The organism is Lysinibacillus sp. BNK-21 (assembly GCF_048684915.1).
GTDB classification, from domain to species: domain Bacteria; phylum Bacillota; class Bacilli; order Bacillales_A; family Planococcaceae; genus Lysinibacillus; species Lysinibacillus capsici.
In genome coordinates, this window is record NZ_JBLQTS010000001.1 from 3,068,521 (window position 1) to 3,086,476 (window position 17,956).

Annotated in this window: 18 protein-coding genes and 1 pseudogene; 7 read left to right on the plus strand and 12 right to left on the minus strand. The window is 37.8% G+C overall.

What is annotated here, in order from left to right; translation table 11 throughout:
- Positions 1 to 309 precede the first annotated feature (309 nt).
- The 4 genes and pseudogenes from ACMGGO_RS15775 to ACMGGO_RS15790 all read right to left on the minus strand — a co-directional run bounded on the left by ACMGGO_RS15775 (position 310) and on the right by ACMGGO_RS15790 (position 4,322).
- Positions 310 to 1,101, minus strand: a complete 792-nt coding sequence (locus tag ACMGGO_RS15775; protein WP_374805628.1) for a GNAT family N-acetyltransferase — start codon at positions 1,099 to 1,101, stop codon at positions 310 to 312.
- Positions 1,094 to 2,893, minus strand: a pseudogene (gene abc-f / locus ACMGGO_RS15780) (ribosomal protection-like ABC-F family protein). Before abc-f ends, ACMGGO_RS15775 begins: the two are co-directional and overlap by 8 nt.
- 104 nt (positions 2,894 to 2,997) lie before the next feature.
- Positions 2,998 to 3,138 carry an RAxF-45 family protein gene (locus ACMGGO_RS15785; protein WP_004232534.1) on the minus strand — a complete coding sequence of 47 codons (141 nt, stop codon included), beginning with the start codon at positions 3,136 to 3,138 and terminating at the stop codon, positions 2,998 to 3,000.
- Between the two features lie 155 nt (positions 3,139 to 3,293).
- Positions 3,294 to 4,322 (minus strand): AbrB family transcriptional regulator, encoded by a 1,029-nt coding sequence (locus ACMGGO_RS15790; RefSeq protein ID WP_315054746.1) that lies wholly within the window; start codon positions 4,320 to 4,322, stop codon positions 3,294 to 3,296.
- Positions 4,323 to 4,527: 205 nt separating this feature from the next.
- On the opposite strand from ACMGGO_RS15790, the gene ACMGGO_RS15795 reads away from it, so the two are divergent.
- The 6 genes from ACMGGO_RS15795 (at position 4,528) to ACMGGO_RS15820 (ending at position 8,433) form a co-directional block, all read left to right on the plus strand.
- Complete coding sequence (locus ACMGGO_RS15795) at positions 4,528 to 4,977, plus strand: LytTR family DNA-binding domain-containing protein (RefSeq protein WP_374805626.1); 450 nt, start codon at positions 4,528 to 4,530, stop codon at positions 4,975 to 4,977.
- 1 nt (position 4,978) lies between these two features.
- A complete protein-coding gene (locus ACMGGO_RS15800) occupies positions 4,979 to 5,380 on the plus strand; it encodes a DUF3021 domain-containing protein (RefSeq protein ID WP_048389711.1) in 402 nt (133 codons plus the stop codon).
- A 6-nt stretch (positions 5,381 to 5,386) separates the two neighbouring features.
- A complete protein-coding gene (locus ACMGGO_RS15805) occupies positions 5,387 to 6,307 on the plus strand; it encodes an ABC transporter ATP-binding protein (RefSeq protein WP_374805625.1) in 921 nt (306 codons plus the stop codon).
- Positions 6,307 to 7,182, plus strand: a complete 876-nt coding sequence (locus tag ACMGGO_RS15810; protein WP_115673455.1) for an ABC transporter permease — start codon at positions 6,307 to 6,309, stop codon at positions 7,180 to 7,182. The genes ACMGGO_RS15805 and ACMGGO_RS15810 overlap by 1 nt, the downstream gene beginning before the upstream one ends.
- 135 nt (positions 7,183 to 7,317) lie before the next feature.
- The gene (locus ACMGGO_RS15815) at positions 7,318 to 8,073 is read left to right on the plus strand and encodes a DUF2087 domain-containing protein (protein ID WP_066037595.1); all 756 of its coding nucleotides are present in this window, start codon (positions 7,318 to 7,320) and stop codon (positions 8,071 to 8,073) included.
- Between the two features lie 18 nt (positions 8,074 to 8,091).
- Entirely contained in the window at positions 8,092 to 8,433 is a 342-nt protein-coding gene (locus ACMGGO_RS15820; RefSeq protein ID WP_066037594.1) for a GIY-YIG nuclease family protein, read from the plus strand.
- Positions 8,434 to 8,472: 39 nt separating this feature from the next.
- Here the strand turns inward: ACMGGO_RS15820 and ACMGGO_RS15825 are convergent, their stop codons facing one another.
- The 8 genes from ACMGGO_RS15825 to ACMGGO_RS15860 all read right to left on the minus strand — a co-directional run bounded on the left by ACMGGO_RS15825 (position 8,473) and on the right by ACMGGO_RS15860 (position 16,865).
- The gene (locus ACMGGO_RS15825; RefSeq protein ID WP_374805624.1) at positions 8,473 to 8,853 is read right to left on the minus strand and encodes an MmcQ/YjbR family DNA-binding protein; all 381 of its coding nucleotides are present in this window, start codon (positions 8,851 to 8,853) and stop codon (positions 8,473 to 8,475) included.
- Positions 8,854 to 8,934: 81 nt separating this feature from the next.
- A complete protein-coding gene (locus tag ACMGGO_RS15830; RefSeq protein WP_374805623.1) occupies positions 8,935 to 9,753 on the minus strand; it encodes a YitT family protein in 819 nt (272 codons plus the stop codon).
- 87 nt (positions 9,754 to 9,840) lie between these two features.
- Positions 9,841 to 11,139: a M48 family metallopeptidase gene (locus ACMGGO_RS15835; protein WP_279629542.1), complete on the minus strand. Its 1,299-nt coding sequence runs from the start codon at positions 11,137 to 11,139 to the stop codon at positions 9,841 to 9,843.
- Positions 11,140 to 11,296: 157 nt separating this feature from the next.
- Positions 11,297 to 12,103 carry a hypothetical protein gene (locus ACMGGO_RS15840; protein ID WP_374805622.1) on the minus strand — a complete coding sequence of 269 codons (807 nt, stop codon included), beginning with the start codon at positions 12,101 to 12,103 and terminating at the stop codon, positions 11,297 to 11,299.
- Positions 12,096 to 13,166, minus strand: coding sequence for an MBL fold metallo-hydrolase (locus ACMGGO_RS15845; protein ID WP_259949988.1), 1,071 nt, complete (start codon positions 13,164 to 13,166; stop codon positions 12,096 to 12,098). Before ACMGGO_RS15845 ends, ACMGGO_RS15840 begins: the two co-directional genes overlap by 8 nt.
- The gene (locus ACMGGO_RS15850; RefSeq protein ID WP_374805621.1) at positions 13,159 to 14,820 is read right to left on the minus strand and encodes an ABC transporter permease; all 1,662 of its coding nucleotides are present in this window, start codon (positions 14,818 to 14,820) and stop codon (positions 13,159 to 13,161) included. The genes ACMGGO_RS15845 and ACMGGO_RS15850 overlap by 8 nt, the downstream gene beginning before the upstream one ends.
- 57 nt (positions 14,821 to 14,877) lie before the next feature.
- Positions 14,878 to 15,903: an ABC transporter substrate-binding protein gene (locus ACMGGO_RS15855; protein WP_333880093.1), complete on the minus strand. Its 1,026-nt coding sequence runs from the start codon at positions 15,901 to 15,903 to the stop codon at positions 14,878 to 14,880.
- Positions 15,900 to 16,865, minus strand: a complete 966-nt coding sequence (locus tag ACMGGO_RS15860) for an ABC transporter ATP-binding protein (RefSeq protein WP_112117643.1) — start codon at positions 16,863 to 16,865, stop codon at positions 15,900 to 15,902. The genes ACMGGO_RS15855 and ACMGGO_RS15860 overlap by 4 nt, the downstream gene beginning before the upstream one ends.
- A gap of 138 nt (positions 16,866 to 17,003) precedes the next feature.
- On the opposite strand from ACMGGO_RS15860, the gene ACMGGO_RS15865 reads away from it, so the two are divergent.
- Positions 17,004 to 17,915 carry a LysR family transcriptional regulator gene (locus ACMGGO_RS15865; protein ID WP_420282036.1) on the plus strand — a complete coding sequence of 304 codons (912 nt, stop codon included), beginning with the start codon at positions 17,004 to 17,006 and terminating at the stop codon, positions 17,913 to 17,915.
- Positions 17,916 to 17,956: the final 41 nt, after the last annotated feature.

The following is a 17,956-nucleotide window of genomic DNA, read 5'->3' on the forward strand; positions in this document are numbered from 1 at the left end:
AATAAATCGAATACGACATTTTTTCAAGTAAAAAACTTTTAATAATTGAAAATCCTTCTTTTTAACAATAAAACAAAAATCCCGAATAGTCGATACTATTCAGGATTTTACTAGTTTTCATTCTAGGAATTTGATGTCGTAATGAGCAGCAATCGTTCTACAGGAGCAGGAAATGATTTTTGCTGATTATATTTTAAAGCATCCCTTCATTAAAACAACCTGTAATCAAAATTGACAAGTACAGTTCTAAAAAATCGCCAAGTTCCTTGTAAGCACTACAGGAATTTGGCGATCTTTATGTGTAGCTATTTAAGCCTGTTGGCGGATATCTTGAATGCTCTTCCCTTCAGTAAACGCATGAATCGATGCAATGGAGCCCACCGATTTAAAATTTGCCTTCTCATAGACTTTGGCAACCTGTTCACTAATTGGTAATATCCAAAGATCGTCCAATCCCAGCTTGACTGATTGCTGTTGGATATGCTGCAGCATATAGCCGATTAAACCTCGACCACGATAGCTTTCAGTTGTTGCAACACTTTCAATCCTACCTTGATTTTCTGACACAAAAATATTTGCTGAGCAGCACGCCACCCCATCTAGTCTTAGTAGATAATACGTAAAATGTGACGAATGATAGGTTTGCTCAAATGCCTTTTTTATTAATGAAGGCTCCCCAAATGCAGAAATGCTCATTTCTACTGCTAATGCTTCCTCCATATTTGCATCCGTTACACGCTCAATTTGAATGGCAGGATTAGGTGGAAGTATCGCATATTCACCGTCCCAGTACTGAACTTCATTAACAAAATGTTCATATTGAAAGCCATGCGTCTCTAATGCCTCTATACATAGCTGATTTTGTTCTAGATTATATAAATAAATCCGCGGGATCAGAGATTTTGATTGGTAGAAATCTTTGATGTCTTGTAAAAATAAGTCAGGTTGTTCAATCTTTCTCCAAATCTGTGCATGATTTGCATCGTAATAGGTCGGGATAGCCTGATTGTAAAATAAGACCCCCTCCTTACAAACCTCCACTTCACTGAAGCTCTTCACATACTCTAAATCAAGCTGCATAATGCGTTCTAAATTAAACATGCTCTGTGCCCCCTTCTAACCATCTTTCATACAAATTTTCTAATTGAAGTTCAAGCTTCTGCTGTTGTTCTTTAGCAAGCGATGGTTGTTGTAGTTTTGTCTCTAATTTTTCAATTTGCTGTTCAATCGGTAATTCTTTTTTAGGTGGCTGCGTTTTATTTACTGGTTGTTTTTCAACCATTTTCATTGCAAGTTCCTGTCGTTTTTCTCTAGCCCACTCATAATCTCCCTCAAAAACTTGAATAGTCTGGTTTTCAATCCACGCCGTTTTCGTAAAAATTTTCTGTAAGAAATAGCGGTCATGTGACACCCCAATAATCGTGCCTTCAAAGGATTCCAGTGTCTCTTCCAATACTTCTCTTGCTTCAATATCTAAATGATTCGTTGGCTCATCTAAGATTAAGACATTGATATCCTCATGCATTAATTGTGCTAAACGAAGACGCATTTTTTCTCCACCACTTAAGTCCTTCACTTTTTTAAAGACATCATAGCCATAGAACAAAAATCGTGCGAGTATATGGCGAGCTTCCGCCTCTGACACGGCGACACTTTCACGAAAGGCATCAATTAATCGTATAGCAGGATTTGGATGTTCAAATTGCTGGGAAAGGTATCCAAATTTAACATTACTTCCAATCTGACACACTCCCTGATTAGGAATGATTTCCCCTAACATCATTTTTAATAATGTTGATTTTCCACTACCATTGCTCCCAACAATCGCTAATCTTTCGCCAAAATAAATAGCTAGATTGCTTTCCTTCAATAAAGGCTTATCAAAGCCATGATCAATGGCTTGCAAAAGCACGACCTCTTTACCACTGCGTTCAGCCATCGTTAAAGCTAAATTCATTTTCTTTTTAGTGAGGGGCTTCTTTACTCGCTCGATACGTGCTAACGCTTTTTCCATACTCTTAGCACGTCGATGCATGGATGCGTTTGGTGGATTCGCCTCATTTGCCCACTGCTTTAATCGTTTAATTGTTTCTTGCATCTTTTTAATTTTCTTTTGTTGCTCTTCATAATTTGCAAACTGTTGCTCAATTTTTGCTTCTTTTTGTGCTATAAAAGCATCATAATGGCCGTTATACGTAAAAGCCTCCCCATCCTCAATTTCAATAATCTTCTGGGCTACTTGATTCATGAATTGACGATCATGGGATACGACAATGACAATCCCCTCAAAGTTTCGCACATAATGTTAAAGCCACTCAATAGCTTGCATATCCAGATGGTTCGTTGGTTCATCCAATAACAAAATAGAGGGCTTTTTCAATAAAATTTGTCCAAGCATAACCTTTGTTTTTTCCCCACCACTTAAACTACTAAATGGCTGCTCTAGCATATCTGAAATACCTAGTCCATTTGCAATCATTGCTAGCTGTGCATCTACTTCATAGCCCCCTAATAGCATAAATTGCTCCTGCAATTGGCCATATTGTAGTAATATTTTATCCGTGACCGTCGACTGCATCTCTTGCTCAAGTGCTGTCATTTTTGCCTTTATTGCATAAATATCCGCAAATGCTTCCTCCAGCACTTCTTTCACAGCATGGAGTGGATAATGTGGAATCTGATGTAAATAGCCAATCGTCGCTTCTTTACTTTTAATTATTCGTCCCTTGTCAGGTATCTCTACCCCTGCAAGCAGTTGTAATAAAGTCGTTTTTCCACTGCCATTTACACCAACAATCGCCACATGTTCACCACTATTTACCTCTAGCTGTAAGTTCTCGAATAATATATTGCCACCCATAATTTTTTGAATTTGTTCAGCTTTCATTTGCATCGTTTTTTCCTCCAATGAAACGTGCGAAAACATCTTTAGAACACAAAAAAGACTGCTCATTAACAAGCAGTCCTCTTCTCAATTAAATGTGTGAAAAAGAATGGTTAATTCGCTACGTTTGTTATTTGATTTTGCTTAAAAATGGACAGACCTATCCCGTTGTTCGCAAAATCGAAAGTAATCACACGTGCAAAATACATAGCCGTATCCACTTTTACACATGTTTTCGTAGCGTTTTTATTCATTCCTTCTCACCTCCGTTCATAGTAGTTATGGCTATCATAACATTATTCGGATTATTTGGAAAGGGAAAATTTAACGTTCATTTATCATCATTCAAAAGTTCTATTTGATCGAAATTCGCACAAAGAAAAACATGAGTGGTTGATTCATAGCCCCCTCATGTTTTCACTTTTTTTACAAATACTTTTACCACAGGCACCAGAAAAATCGAGACAACTAGTACACGAAAAAGCTGAAAGGCCGTGACAATCGTGACATTTGCATGGACCGAAGCGGCAATAATCCCCATTTGATCAAGACCACCAGGAACAATACTTAAAAAGCTTGTTCTAAAATCAAGGCTGTACAACGCTGCCATCACAAATGTTAAACCATAGGCTGCCCCAATAAAAATGCCCGCTGAAACAAACGCATAAAAGATATGCTTCTTCGATAAATGTAAATCCTCTTTTTTTAATAATAATCCAATATAAATTCCTAGCATGAGTTGGGCAATATGCAGAAGCGATAATGGTAATTTTGGCACTTCTATCCCTGCCATATTAACGCCCATTAGTAAAAACACTGGGCCTAGCATATAACCTGTTGGAATTTTTAGCTTTTGTGCTAGCCACCCTGCGCCACCACATACCACAAGTATGCCAACAAGGTTCCATGTGTATGTTCCATCAATCATAGAACTATTGCCACCTGCCCCTGCCACCATTAAAGGAACAAAGCCAACGATTAAAAGAACGCGAAGGATTTGAAAGAATGTGATGACCACCATATCCATCTCTTGTTGCTCTTCCGCAAATGCCACAACCTGCGACATGCCCCCAGGAACACAACACGTTAAGGCAGTCGCAAAATCTAAATCTGTCCGCTTGGCAACAAGGAAACTTACCGCAAAAAACAACAAAATAAATATGATATTTAACACGACCATGCTTCCTAAAAAAAGCTTGATGTCCTGTACAGCTTCTGGTGTAAAGGCATAGCCGATAGAATAACCTGCTACGACTAAACCAAAATTGCGGAAAGAATGATGCCATTTTAATTGGACGTTGGTGGATAGCTGCACGATGAGCACCGCTGTAATCGCTCCTAACAGCCAAGGCATCGGTATATGGAAAAATTGAAAAACTACAGCACCTATTAAACCAATGCATAATGTGATGAACATATGCTTATCAAAAATAAACATGGTAGCAACCCCTTCAACTCGATAAGCCTATTATGACCTTTATAAACCGCTTTTTCTACTGGACCGACTTTTGAGCTGTTTGCTATCGTTGAAAAAGAACCTGTTATCCAACAAATAAAACCTCTTATCGAACAATTTATCCTTGCTAAAATTTTCTATGCTACATTAGTAATACCTGATTCTGCGTTTTTAAAGGAGGCCTCCTATGAAAATTCATTTAACCATCAATCATGAGCTCGAGGAAACTGAGGTTCATATTCATGCCAAGGAATATAATGAGCAAATTGAAAGATTGATGAGACAGCTTCAAGCATCCCAAACTACTATGCTAGATGGGTATGACCAACAAGAAATTCATCTCTTAAAAATTTCCGATATTTATTCCATTTACGCAGAGGATGCCAAAGTATTTTTACAGACAGATGAGCAAGAGTTTGAGTCCAAGCGAAAATTATATGAGCTTGAGGCTCAGCTAGCCAAAGATTTTGTACGCGTAAGTAAGTCTACACTCGTCAATATCCATAAAATATCCTCTATTCAAATGGGCAAAATTGGCACTACACAACTATTACTTGAAAATGAAGTAACCATTCATGTCAGCCGAAAATATTTAAAAGAATTAAAGAGACACTTAGGTATTGGGAGGGATTCATAGCATGAAGTATTTACGCATGATGATTATCGGTCTACTCATTTCCCTTAGCTCCTCTTATGTCTTAGTGACACTTAGCGTCCTATCAAATAATGCGGTGGCCTCAGGAACAGAATTATTGGAGCAAATTGTTATCGCGGCCATCCTTGGCATTGCCATTGGTTTGCTATCCGTCATTTTTGATATGGAGCAATTGCCTTTTACAGTTCAGCTTCTTCTCCATTTAGTAGCGGTGACAGCATGTGTACTAACCGCAGGCTATTTTGGTAGTTGGTTTGATTCAGGTGTATGGTATGTACTTATTGCTGAAGCCATTATTTACTTGATTGTTTGGTGTATTCTATATGTTCTTCAATTAAATGATATTGAAAAAATCAATAAAGAAATTCAAAAGAGAAGGGATTAACCACTTATGACGTTTGCGATAAAAGTTGAAAATTTATGTAAACAGTATGGAGAACAGCAAGCTGTCAAAGGTATTTCTTTTACAGTCGAACAAGGCACCCTATTCGCTTTTTTAGGTGAAAACGGTGCAGGTAAATCTACAACGATTGAAATACTTTGTACTTTACTAAAAAAATCGAGTGGTCAAGTAACTATTAATGGTTTCACACTCGACGCAAGCAATGGTAATGCGGATATCCGTAAATCTATTGGTGTCGTTTTCCAGCAAAGTCTATTAGATGAGCGATTAACTGTACGTGAAAATATCCTCCATCGAGGTAAAACATATGGTTTATCGAAAGCACAGCTTACCGATAACTATCAATTTGTTTCCACCTATTTGCATTTAGAGGATATTGAAGAGAAAAAATATGGAACATTATCAGGGGGACAAAAAAGGCGAGCAGATATTGCTCGTGCACTGATTCATCGTCCAAGTATTTTATTTCTGGATGAACCTACAACGGGTTTAGATCCACAAACACGTCAATTTGTTTGGCAGGCGATTAAGCAGCTACAACGGGAAACCAATATGACTGTTTTTTTAACGACCCATTATATGGAGGAAGCGGCAGTCGCTCACCAAGTCACTGTCTTAAAGCAAGGTAAAATTGTCGCACAGGGAACGCCCGATGCACTAAAAACAAAATATGCCTATGATTCAATGGCTCTCGTTTTTCAAAATGCACAGGAGGGTGTGAAGCTTCTTGAGGAAAATGCGATCTCCTACACAGAGAATCAAGGGATATACACCATCCGTTTAACGTCTACCTTACAAGCACTTCCCCTTTTAAAAAAAGCTGAGCCACTTATCGCCTCCTTCGAAGTCATTAAAGGATCAATGGATGATGTCTTTCTTCATATTATGGCAGAGGAGGAGGTTGCGTAGTGGAAGCATTAATTAGTCTAGTTCTGCGTAATAACAAAATATTTAGACGGGATAAAACACAGGTGTTCTTCTCCCTACTGTCAGTCATTATTGTCATTGTGTTGTACGCTGTCTTTCTCCAAAAAATGCAGGTAGATGCCATTGAACAACTAACAGAAGCTACACCTGAATTGATCACCATGGTCAATGAGTGGCTAGTAGCAGGTTTACTATCCATGATTGCTGTTTCGACTACACTTGGTGCCTATGGTATCGCTGTTAAAGACCAAGAATCCAAAGTACAAGCCGACTTTTTAACAGCTCCCCTTTCTCGTGCAACTATTCAGTTGAGCTATGTGCTCAATGCATTTATTATCGGCTGTATTTTTTCCTTTATTGCGCTCCTTGGCTGTGAAATCTTTATTGTCACAACGGGAGGTAAGATTCTAAGTTTTGGGGATTTTATTCAGGTATTGAGCATACTGTTTTTATCTGTCTTGCTTGCGAGTGTTTTTAATTTATTTCTTTCGTTATTTGTGTCGACCCAAAATGCTTTCTCAACACTCGGCACAATTGTTGGTACATTACTTGGATTTTTATGTGGTGTTTATGTACCTCTTGGAGCTCTACCAAGCTTTGCACAACATATAATCATGTACTTTCCAATTAGCCATACAACACTATTATTACGCAATGCATTTATGGAGAGCTCTATTGCAAATGTCTTTGATGGTGTGCCCGTTTCTTATGTGGAAGATTATAAAATGAATTATGGCATTGTTTATGAACTAAATGGACATATACTTAGCTCCACAACAAGTCTAATTGTGATTGTCTGTACAATTGTAGTTCTTTCTCTAGCATCTATGATCTTATTTAAGAGAAAGTATAACTAAATATGAGCCAACCATTTTACACATCGTTTAGAATACGATGTGTTTTTTATTGCTTTAATACAAACATTTTGTTATTTTAAATATTAAATAACAAACAAATTTAGAATTCGTTTGTTTTATCAAGGAGGGATTGCAATGGATGTAAATGAATTATTTTGGCAAGCTCCTATCGATGATCTAAAAAAGGGATATATCGATCAAGCGACACACTTCACGTGCCTACTATGCGGTGAAAAAGTAGAAAAAGGCATTATTTATCCTCAAGAGGGCTTATTATATGAAGCAGAGAAAATGATGCGACACCATATTACATTGGCTCACCATTCTGTTTTTCATTATTTAAACGGTCTCAATAAAAAAATGACAGGCTTAACAGAACATCAAAGTCATATTTTACGCTTATTTTATGAGGGAAAATCAGATCAGGAGATAAAAGAAGAATTAGAGATTGGCAGTGCCACCACGATTCGCCATCACCGTTTTGCTTTAAAAGAAAAGGAACGCCAAGCCAAAACATTGATGGTGATGATGGAGTTACTAAAAGAACAAGATCAGAAGGAGGAACCATTTGTGCCTATTCATAAAACAGCTACTATGGTCGACGATCGCTATAACGTTACCCTCACGGAAGAACAGCAATTATTAGAGAAGCTATTTCCAAACGGTGTTGGCAAGGAACTGGTTCGCTTTCCAAAGCGCGAAAAACAGAAAATTGTAGTGCTACGTGCAATTGCAAATCTTTTTGACCAAGAAAAGCATTATACTGAAAAAGAATTAAATGAAGTGATTAAACCGATGTATGAAGACTATGTTCACATACGTCGTTACTTAATTGAATACGGTTTTCTTGACCGGAAAGCAGATGGCAGTGCCTATTGGGTAAAAAAATAAGAAAGTAGGTTAATAAAAATGGATCATAAAAAAGAGTTAAAAGAAATGTATAAGGACATGAAAATTGAAGCGGGCGTTTTTACAATGACGAATACACAAACAAATAAAGTATTTGTCGGTAGCTTTAATAATTTGAAGCGTTTAAATGGTTTTCAGTTTATGCTCAAAACCAATACACATACGAACAAGGTGCTTCAGGCAGATTACAATTTATATGGTCAAGAAGCTTTTGAGGTGGAAATCGTTGAGTATTTAAAGAAAAAAGAAGAAGGCTATTTCGATGAAAAAAAAGAGCTCGAAAAGCTGGAGCAAAAATGGCTTGAGACACTAAAGCCTTATGGTGAGCATGGTTATAATTAGTCATTAGCGCATTTGCCAAAAAGGTAAATGCGCTATTCATTACTTGTTTGAAGGGTTGCCAATCAATTGAATTTCGTGCTGTGCTTTCTTCGTTAGTTTATTGAAAACAAGCTCATAGGAATGTTGGATAAGATGCTCTACCAAATCCATCGGGACATCCTCAGCATCCATATAAATGGAATTCCAATGGGTTTTATTCATATAGTAACCAGGTATAATGCTTGCATAGGCTTCTCGTAATTCCTCCGCTCGAGAAGGCTCACATTTCAATGTAAGAACAGGCTTACCTGTTCTATTTCCTCCAAGCATGGCATACATTTTTCCACCGATATGATAGCGATCTGCTTGCCACTCCTCTTGATAGTCATACGTTGTTCCATGAAGCTGTATACAGTAAGCATGAATTATTTCTTTTTCCATCTTTACAATCCCCGTCCCCTCAAATAAAAACACACGTTCGATTATGGTAAGTATAACCTAAAACGTGTGTAGAGAATAGCATTATTTAGTTGTACCACGATCAAACATTCCGATTACTTCCGTCGTCTGTAAAATATTCACAAACGACTTTGGATCAGTCTCCTTAATCGTGCTTTTCACATCAGCTAGTTGGTAACGCGTAATAACAGTAATTAATACTTTCCGACCCTCGCCTGAATACGCTCCCTTTGCATTGATAATCGTTACTCCACGATGTAGCTTTTCTAATAGTTGCTGTTTGACCTCGTCCCCTTTACTCGTAATAATCATCAGCGTTAATTTAATATGGCTCGTATGAATTGTATCCACTACTTTTCCAGTTGCATAAATGGACACAAGGGTTAACAACGCCGCATCCCAGCTAAAGACAAAGCCAGAAGCAGCCACTACGATTCCATTCATAGCGGCAATTAACGTACCGAGCGGAAAATCACGTTTCCGGCTAAGTAGCATAGCAATTATATCAAAGCCCCCTGAGGAGCCAGCTGCTCGGAAAATCATGCCCATTGCAAACCCTACAATAACACCACCAAATAAGGACGCGAGGATTGGCTCTTGTGTCGCTTTGTGTATTGGAATAATATATAAACTCACTGACAACACAGCCACCGAAAGAATGGTGTAGCTAATAAATCGCTTGCCGAGCTTCATCACACCTAAAATCAGTAAAGGTAGGTTAAGCAGTAAATTTAACACGCCTGTATTTAAAGGGGTAATAATCCCAAGCATGATGGCAATACCACTCAACCCACCACTCAAGATTTCATGGGGAATCAATAAATAATTATAGGCAAAGGCCACTAAAATGGAAGAAAGTGTAATTATAATCACATTTCGCATAATGCTATCCCCTATCAATCAACGACCAATTTTTGATACATCTTTGTCATAGACTACCCAATTTACTCTCCTGAAAAACCTATCCTCTTACTTTTTCTTCTGTTCTTCCTTTAAAGGCATATTTTGTTTATGTTCCCCTGTATCCGCAACTTTATAGATTCGCTCAAGCATCGGTGGATGTGTATAACGGAACCACTTCACTAAGAGTGGCGGGTTCACTTCACTTAAGCCTGAAATCGTTAGCTTTTGAAATGCTGTTACAGCCGCTTCTCGATCATTCATAAGGTTAATAGCATATTGATCGGCTCTCGTTTCTTGATATCTCGATATAAAATTGGATACTGGATTGGAAGCAAATAGTAAAATAGAAGTAATGAGTAAAAATAATGGATAGGAACGAATGCTACTGATTTTATTAATTTTTAAAACCTGTCCATATCGTGAAATCAAGCGACGCATAATTTTCGCTGTTAGCCATAGCCCTATTAACATTAAGAATAAATAGCCTGCAATGCCAAAATAAATATGCTTTTCAACATAATGTCCCATTTCATGTGCCATGATAAATAAAATTTCATTGTCCGTTAGTCTATTTAATGTAGTATCCCATAGCACAATTCTCGAATTGCTCCCAATTCCTGTCACATAAGCATTTAAAGCATTTGTCTTTTCTGCCATGTTGACCTCATAAACATGCTCTGCTGGAATATTGGCCTGTGTAGCAAGTGAAAGTATCTTTGTTTCCAGTTCTTTATTTTTTAGTGGATAAAAATCATTGTACAAAGGATCAATGACAACTGGCTGAATGAACATCACAAAGATTGTAAAGGGGATAGTTAAAAGCCAAGCATAGAGCCACCATCTTTTTTCGCTCTTTTTAATGAGCCAATAAATCACCGTAACAATAATCAAGCTAGTACCAAAATTCACCCAAAAATCAATGACACCATCCTTCATCCAAGATGCAAATGCTTGTGTACTGATGCCATAGCTTTTGCTTAGATGATAGCGATAATAATCAAGCGGGAATAGCACAATATAGAGCAATAAAGATAATAGGAATAAGTAACCCGCATTTTGCAATAGCTTCCACTTCGTTTGGGAGGTCGTCACTTTTTCGAAATAACGAGATACACCCAATAGTAAAATCAAGAAGTAAATAAGCCATTCTAAAGGTGTGGCTACAAAGAATACAAAGTTCCGTATTTTTGAATATTCACCACTTAAAAAAAGCTCCTTGCCAGACATAAACATCACTGGATCTGCCGCCGTTCCTTGTAAGGCACTTGGTATTTTACCACCACCGCTGTGGAAAATATACCAGTACATACAAAGCACGTAAACACCGAAAAGTAGTAGTGTAACAATGCCCATTTTTTTCGCTATGTTATTTCCCCCTCATATCACCCAAAGTTCGTCCTATAGTAAGTGTAAGCGAAATTATCAAAGTTAGAACAAACATGGACCTACTTTTTTAATCTCTCTGTTGCCAAAGAAAAATTTCGCCTCATTTCTATATGAGGCGAAATCATTATCGTCCTATTCATTTATCCATAACAAATGCCGTTTTACCACGTTGATCCCCGCTTAGATAGCCAGTGGATAATAGTTGCTCATACCATTGCTTTTCTATAGTAGCTGCTTGAGCCGCATCATCTACCTTCGTAGAAAGTTCAACCATAATATCGCCTTTGTACTGCCATACCTCTATATCCGCTTCATGTCCTAAAAAGCTTCCTTTATAGGTCGTAGCATTAGCAGGCCCATATACGACAACTTGAGACAACGTATTTTTATACCATGCTTCGGAGTTCCAATTTACAATTTTCTTTGGCGCATTTTCAAGAATGAATTTTTTCGCAACATTTGTAGCAACTGAATCATAAGAGACCTCTGCAGAAGTCTTCAAAGATTCCTTTCGGCTTATCGTAAATGTACGATGATCTCCCTTAATATCTAGCTCAAACTTATAATTTGACTCAGAACCAGTAAAACCATGATTCATTGTTTCTGCCATTGCTTCACTTAAAGGTGTGTTTAAAAAACGCTTTTTGTAGGTTATATCCATTTTATTACTACCCTTATATACACGTAAGCGGTGTATATAGTCATGACGTAGAAACAATTGGTCAAGCGTATCATAAAAATAAACTTTTACGTCATCCTTTTTAGTTGCTTGAAAAGCCTGGACAATAGTTGATTCATTAAAAATCTCAGGGTTAATATTGAATTTAATTTCATGGCCTGGCTCAATGGCTGCTTTCGCTTGTGTTGTATTCACACCCATCATACTAATCACTATCAAGCCGAAGACACACAGATAAAATGCCCATTTTTTTAGTTTAGTCACGCTTTAATTCCTCCTTCGGAAATGTTGTTGTTAAATTTGTATGTGTACTGTGAAAATAGATCGTTTGTCGTGCACGAAGTCTCTGTGACAGTGCCACTAAATCCCAATAGTCTGGATGTGTTTTATAGAAGAACTCCTCAGAGATATGCTTTAAGCTAGCTGGATTGTAAGCATGACGAGAATAGCCTGTATGAACAAAAATTGCCGTCGGATAATCCTTTGCAAGCTCCTCCACTTGAGCCACATCCTGCTCTGAGACAAAATACAGTACATGGTCACTGTCCAGTTTTTGCTTGAGTCGTTCTAAAAGCATCACTTTATTCGGCCAAATATTTTCATGTTCTTCATCATAATGCCCCAATAAAGGTTGTAGCTTGGCATCTACCCTAATCGCTCGAGTTGTATGTTCGGAAAGATACGTCATAATATCGACTGTTTTGCCCGAAAAAGAGGAGGGGAATATAAATGAATGATTGGGATGAGCCTTTACATACATAGCCATTTGCTGTAACACCTCAAGATTTCGAATGCATTTTTCCGCATGTCCACTATCAATAAACGCTACATCATAAACCGTTCCATCCTCCTCTGGCAAGGTCGCCTTTAATAAATACGAATCGACTACATAATCACCAGAGAAAAAAATCATTTCATCAAAAAAACGAATTTTATACCACACGCTTCCAATTAAATGCCCACTATATCCCCATTGAAAGGCAAGATATTCATTGACCTCTATCCATTTTCCAATCGTATCTGGATAGAAAGTTCTGACTTGTGGGATAAGCAGTGGAAGCTGCTGAGCAGTTGTATGACTCATTAGTATCGGTCCCGTATAGCCCATGTTCTGTAGTATTGGCAATGCCCCTACATGATCAATATGCGAATGAGAAATAAAGACAGCAACTAGCTTTTCAATATGATTAAATGTAATATTTGGTGGCGTTTTTTGTGTATTTTTCATAATGCCACAATCCAATAAAATGGCCTGCCTCTGATTTTCTATATAAAAACAATTGCGCCCATATTCGCCTACACCACCTAAAATTTCAACACTAAGCATTGGCCTGCCCTCCTCGTTTTTGCAGCCAACCCAATAGGAACATAAAAATAACAGTCATAAGGACGGTTATAACAGCTACTGCCATTCCAACCCCTACATTACCTTGCTCAAATTGGCTATAGATAAAGGTTGCCCCTGTCTCTACGGATGGTGGCAAAATTAAAAGGCCAGCTACAAGCTCTCGCATTGAAATAATAAAAGTCATCATCATTCCTGTTAAAATACCCTGCATCAAAAGTGGTAGGATGATGCGACGATAAACCGCAATGTTACTACGTCCAAAAATAGCAGCTGATTGAAAAATAGAGGCATCCAATTGTGAAAAAGTAGACTTTATATACTGCACCGAATAAGGTAAAAACAGTACACAGTATGTGACTATTACCATTGCCTTTGTGTTATAAATTGTTGCGGGAAGCCAAGGAGCATTCCAAAACATAATTAAACCTACAACAAAGACAATCCCCGGAATAATATTAGGCATTAAACTAAAGAAGTCTAATATTTGCTGCTTTCTGGTTTCTCCTTTTTTAATATAAAGAGCGATGAATAAACCTATTATGGCGGTTATCAAGGCCGTCATGATAGAAAAAACAATGCTATTTAAAAATGCTGTCAATCCTGCACTTCCACTAGTGAAGACCTCTTGATAAGAAGCCAAACTGAAATTCCCTGCCTGTAAACCATCTCCCCGTACCTTTTGCAAAGAGGTCACGATAATAGAGAAATAAGGAATGCCGATAGATAGCAATAAAATAAGCCCTACAAAAGTCCAAGAAGCTGTTTTTATATACCACTTGTCCTTGATCTCACGTCTAGCAGGTGTTTTTCCTGATAGCACACCATATGTATATTTGCGTCCAATGAGATTTTGGAAATACCAAATGACTAAGCAAACTGACAATAAGAATAAGGATAGCGAGGTTGCCATGCGAATATCAACTGGCCATCTTGATAAATAGGAATGAATTTCGGTTGTAAACACTTGAAACCCAATCCGACTGCCGAATGTAGCTGGCGTTCCAAATTCAGCAAGCGTCTTAATAAAAATAAGGAGACTTCCCAAAACATAGCTCGAAAGTAAAAGAGGTAACACAACTTTTAGCCAATTTTGCAAAGAACTTCGCCCAAAAATCAGCGCTGCATCTAAAAATGAGCCATTTATGCGAAGCAATGTATTTTTCAGCATTAAATACAAAAACGGAAACAGGTGTAGGCACATGATCACTACCATGCCAAATAAGGAAAAGAAGGAATCTGTCATCCAAGCAGCACTTGGAATAAGCTGTTGTAAAAAACCATTGTGCTGCATAAACAAAATCCAGCCCATCGAACCAATATAGGGAGGTGTCATAAATGGAATCGTTAACACTATATCGAGCCATTCATATTGATATAAACTTGTTTTCGTACGAATGAAAGCCATAGGTAATGCGATAATTGTTGTCCCAATAATCACGAAAATCCCTAAAACCATCGAATTTCCAAGCGTTTTCCATATTCTATCGTGTGTAAACATTCGACTAAACTGTGATATATCAACATGTCCCTCTTTTATAAAGGTATAAAATAAAATGGCCATCAACGGTGCGATAGCAAATATGATGACAATTGTCAGTAAAAATCCAAAAGCTCGTCTTCCTTCCATTATCATGACGATGTCAACCCTTCTCTATGAAAACTAGAAGGAGGTATATCAACCTCCCTTTATTTAGCGAATTAAATCCGTAAACTTTGTTAGTACTTGCAGCTGTTTCGCTTCCGCACCCATCCAATCAACTGTTAACTGTGGAATTTCATCTAATGCTGCACGATTTTTCACAGCAATATCTTTATTCCCTGGTAATAAGTAAGCATCTGCTACTAGCTTTTGCCCTTCATCTGACAATAAAAAATCAACATAGGCTTGTGCAGATTCTACATGTTGTGCATCCTTTAAAATACCTACTGCTCTTGGACTAACTACTGTCCCACTCGTCGGATAGATAATTTCCACTGGCTCACCGTCTGCTTTTGCTTTATAAGCCATATAATCTACACCTGCAATCGTGGCATTTTTCTCGCCTGTAATAACCGCATCCAAGGCTTCTTTATTCGCACCATTGACTTGTAAGCCATTTTTCTTCCAACTATCAATCGTACTCCAAGCTGTTTTTTCTGCTGCTGTGTAGCCAAATAAGAAATCAACAGCAGAGCCTGACAGACTTGGATCTGGTATATTCATTTTATTTTGCCAATCAGCTTTTCCTAAATCAGACCAATCCGTAGGCGCCTGTGTCGTATTTTTCGTATTATAGGCAATACCTAAAGCAGAGGCACTGTAGCCATAAAAATATCCATCTTGATCCGACCAATCACTGTTAATTTTGTCCTTGTTTTTAGCCGCTTCGTAGCTTTGCAATTGATCTGTTGCTTTTAACCCATCCATTGAGGCAACAGAGGCAAGTACAACAATGTCAGCTACAGGATTATTTTTTTCCGCTTCTAAACGAGAGAGAATTTTACCCGTAGTTCCTTGAAACATTTCCACTTTAATCCCTGTTTTTTCTTCAAATGCTTGCTGAATATTTGCAGCTAAACCATCTGGCCCAGCAGAATACACTGTCAGAACTTTCTCCTCCTGTGTCTTTGCACTTGCTTCATTCGTCTCTTTTGCCTCTTTATTACCACAGCCAGCTAATGCTAAGACCAATAAAATGCCAGCAGTTGCCCATAATTTAAAATGTCGTTTCTTCAATGTAAACCCTCCAATTGATAGATTTGTTTTTCGTCAATAAAAACTTGCAATCTTTTTCCATGCTCTAATGGCTGCTTCTCATAAAAGCTCCAATACTGTCCTTCTACCTGTGCTTGTACTAGATAACGATCGCCAACAAATGTACTTTTCACAATCTGCGCTTGTTTGGCAATCGTACCAGGACGCGATACTCTAGAAACACCCTCAGGTCGCACAATTGATTGTCGATTGTGAAGCCAATTCACTTTGCCAATAAAATCTGCCACATAGGGCGTTGCTGGTGCACGATAAATTTCCTCAGGCGAGCCAATTTGAGCAATCCTCCCTGCCTCCATAACGATAATTTGATCAGACATTGTCATGGCCTCTGTTTGATCATGTGTTACGAAAATGGCTTGGCAATTAAGCTCATGAATGAGGTGCATGATTTCATCTTGCATTTGCTCTCTTAAAACAGCATCGAGAGCGGATAAAGGTTCATCAAATAAAATTAATTGCGGTTTGGTCGCTAAAGCTCTAGCTAATGCCACTCGCTGCTGTTGTCCACCCGATAATTCACCTGGCTTTCGTTTCTCATAGCCTTGCATTTTTACCAATCGCATCACATGCTCGACTCGTTCAGGAATAGCTGATTTAGGAATAATGCCCTTTAAGCCAAAGGCAATATTTTGGAAGATGGTCATATGTGGCCATAGAGCAAAATCTTGAAAAACCATAGCAATATTACGCTTATTTGGTTTGACATTTTTACGAGACGCCGAAGAATAAATGACGGTGTCATCAAATCGTATTTCTCCTTTTGATGGCTGTTCAAGGCCAGCTATCAACTTTAATAAGGTTGTTTTGCCACAGCCTGATTGTCCGAGAATCGTAATAAATTGCTGATCTAACTCCACATCAATCGGCCACAATGCTTGAGACTGCCCATATTTTTTCTCGATATTTTTTAATGAGATTTTCATAAGTATCCTCCTCGTTACTTACAACTATAAATTCCAGATATTTAGAAAATATTAATCTACTATTAATAACACGTTAAAAAAAATCTAATAAACTAAAGCAAATACAAGATTTTTTCTAATTTCCTTTAGGAGGATAAAATGAACAATAGTAAATTACAGGCATTTTGCTTACTTGTAGAATTAAAAAAATTAGCACCTGTCGCCAAAGCACTTGGCATTACAGCCCCCACCGTATCATTTCATATTCGCTCTATAGAGGAGGAATATGGTATTCATTTATTTCGAACAAATGCTGGAGGATACCGTTTAACAGAAGCGGGCGAAGGTGTGTATCATTTCGCTCGTCAAATGGTTCAACTTCAAAAGGATATGGATCGTTTTATTGAAAATCTTTTAGCAGGCCATATCGGTTCATTACGACTTGGGGCGAGTGGCTTACCTGCCCATATTTTTATGCCAGATTTAATTCATCAAGTTTCAACGACCTGTCCTGAGATTCGCATTTCATTAGAAGTAAAAACAGCACCTGAAATTGAAAAAAAGGTAGCACTACAAGAATTAGATTTCGGGCTCATCATGGAGACTAAGCAGGAAAATCCTTTACTTCATTACGAAACAATCGGTGAAGATGCACTTGTATTGGCATTCAGCCCATCTCACGAGCTAGCAGCACAAAAAGACATCACCAAAGAAGATATTCTTAAATACAAGCTATTGTTGCATACATCATCTAGCTCCACGAATCACTTCATTGAAAAGTGGATGGACCCATTTCAGCCTTCTATTTACACAATTGAGTTGGATTCTGTGAGCACGATTAAAAAGATGCTGACCTTTGGCAAAAACTTGGCGTTTCTATCTGTTTCCTTAATAGAAGAAGAATTAAAATCAGGTGTACTGCTGAAGAAAGATCTACATGATGTAACACTAAATAGAAAAATTCAATTGATTTATCCGAAAACGCGCTTAGATCATAAAATGGATGAATTTGTCAAAACGTCGGTTTATGAAATAGCAAAGCAATTAAAAATGTCTTCTACGATGACATAATTCCACATACAGTCGTAATAACATGGAATGGGAAGATATTT